We start from the raw sequence: 2,504 nt of genomic DNA on the forward strand, positions 1-2,504 counted from the left end.
CCTGATGAATTGTGGAATAAGACATTTGCCATTCAGGATCACTGGAGGGATAATTTTTCTCGCGTCCCGTTTGAAAATTTGGGCGGCACAAAAAACATTCGCTATTATCAGGAAATTGCAGTCAATAATACAATGGCTGCCATTGCCGAGGAAAAACAGCGTATCCTGCTCACCCTGGCAACCGGTACAGGTAAGACCTTCATCGCGTTTCAGATAGCATGGAAACTTTTCCATACGCGGTGGAACCTGAAACGTGATGGTAGACGCAGGCCAAGAATCCTGTTCTTAGCAGACAGAAATATACTTGCTGACCAGGCTTTTAATGATTTTTCAGCCTTTCAGGAAGATGCACTGGTGCGTATCAGCCCAAAAGAGATAGCAAAAAAAGGAAGTGTGCCGACTAATGGCAGCATTTTCTTTACTATTTTCCAGACCTTCATGAGCGGCCCTGAAAATACGCCTTATTTTGGTGAGTATCCTGCAGATTACTTTGATTTTATTATCATTGATGAATGCCATCGAGGCGGCGCAAATGATGAAAGCAACTGGCGAAGCATTATGGAATACTTCTCTCCTGCAGTCCAGCTTGGTTTAACTGCAACGCCCAAACGCGATGACAATGTGGATACCTACAAATACTTCGGTGAGCCGGTATACATCTATTCACTTAAAGAAGGCATTAACGATGGTTTTTTGACTCCTTTTAAAGTAAAACGTATAAAAACTACATTAGATGACTATATTTATACTCCGGATGACCAGGTAATTGAGGGTGAAGTCGAGGAAGGTAAAATCTATACAGAAGTCGATTTTAATAAAATCATCGAAATTAAAGAACGTGAGGCAAAGAGAGTAAAGATATTCCTTTCTGAAATTAACCAGAAGGAAAAAGGTATTGTTTTCTGCGCCACTCAAACCCACGCAGCGATAGTCAGGGATCTGATCAATCAATATAAACATAGCAACGAGCCGAATTACTGTGTCCGTGTTACTGCTAATGACGGTTCTCTTGGAGAAGAGTACTTGCGCAAGTTTCGAGATAACGAAAATACTATTCCAACGATTCTCACCACCTCACAAAAACTCTCTACTGGCGTTGATGCCCGAAATATCCGAAATATCATTCTCATGCGGCCAATAAACTCCATCATCGAGTTTAAGCAGATAGTTGGACGTGGCACGCGGCTGTTCGATGGAAAAGAGTACTTCACAATTTACGATTTTGTAGATGCATACCACCATTTTGCCGATCCTGAATGGGATGGAGAGCCGCTGGAACCAGAATCTAAACCTGAGCTGCCAAAAGAAGTAAAAGATCCGAAAGAACCTTACCGTTCGTCGGAAGAGGACGAAAAAGAGGCAAAGAAAAAACTGAAAATAAAGCTGCGTGACGGCAAAGAGCGTGAGATTCAACACATGATTTCCACCTCTTTCTGGAGTGCGGACGGCAAACCGATTTCAGCACAGGAATTTTTACAAAACCTGTTCGGCATTTTACCTGAATTTTTTAAGGATGAAAATGAGCTTCGTACAATCTGGTCCAATCCGGTAACACGCAGCGCATTTCTTGAAAAACTTGCCGAAGCAGGATACGGTATGAATGAGCTCACGACACTACAAAAGCTTATAGATGCTGAAAAAAGCGATTTGTTTGATGTACTGGAATATGTTGCTTTTGCCATGCAACCAATGACAAGAGAAACGCGGGTAAACAGGGCTCAATCAAGAATTTTTGAAGGATTAAATGAGAAGCAAAAAGAGTTTCTGGATTTTGTCCTCTCGAAATATATAGAAACGGGTGTTGGAGAACTCAGCCCGGAAAAATTGCCAGGACTTCTTGAACTCAAATACCATACAATAAGCGATGCTAAGGCAGTCTTAGGCGGGATTGCCAAAACAAGAGAACTATTTGTTGGATTTCAAGAATACCTTTACGCACCGGTTGTTGCATAATCTGATGTAGGGTAAATGCAAAATTAACTGCAAGGAAAAATCAATTTCTCAGTAAAACATATCTGGTGCGCCGCCAATTTCAATGAATATGCCTCCAGGAAAGAAGAATAATAAGGTCGCGGAGGAGAGTGCCAGAGGCAAAACTCCTTCCAAACTATACACTATGATCGTCTACCTGATGGGAGGGCCTATGTGTGCCGAGTTCGAAGGTCCGATTATTTCCCGCACCATCCAGATTCACGGGGAACAGACTTTAGAAGACTTCCATGAAGCCATTTTCAAGGCCTTTGATCGCTTTGACGAGCATCTCTATGAGTTTTTACTTGGCGTGGGGCCGGATGACAGGTCTGCTGTCTACTCACTGCCAGCGGACATAGAATTCCCGGGCCTGGAAGAGGAAATGGCAGGAGATGTCCGCACTACAACTATAGATTCCCTGGGCCTGGAAGTAGGCCGAGCTTTCGGCTATCACTTTGACTTTGGGGACGACTGGCTGCATCAGATAGACGTCACAGCAATTGAGGATTATTCGGGAAAAGGAAAATATCCGA

Annotated in this window: 2 protein-coding genes; both read left to right on the plus strand. The window is 43.1% G+C overall.

Annotation, left to right across the window (positions count from 1 at the left end):
* Positions 1-1,953 (plus strand): DEAD/DEAH box helicase family protein (locus NC238_15535; GenBank protein ID MCM1567319.1); only part of this gene is annotated, 1,953 nt, incomplete at its 5' end.
* An 82-nt stretch (positions 1,954-2,035) separates the two neighbouring features.
* Positions 2,036-2,504, plus strand: a 469-nt coding sequence (locus NC238_15540; GenBank protein ID MCM1567320.1) for a plasmid pRiA4b ORF-3 family protein, incomplete at its 3' end; no start/stop codon positions are given.

The organism is Dehalobacter sp., assembly GCA_023667845.1.
Classification (GTDB): domain Bacteria; phylum Bacillota; class Desulfitobacteriia; order Desulfitobacteriales; family Syntrophobotulaceae; genus Dehalobacter.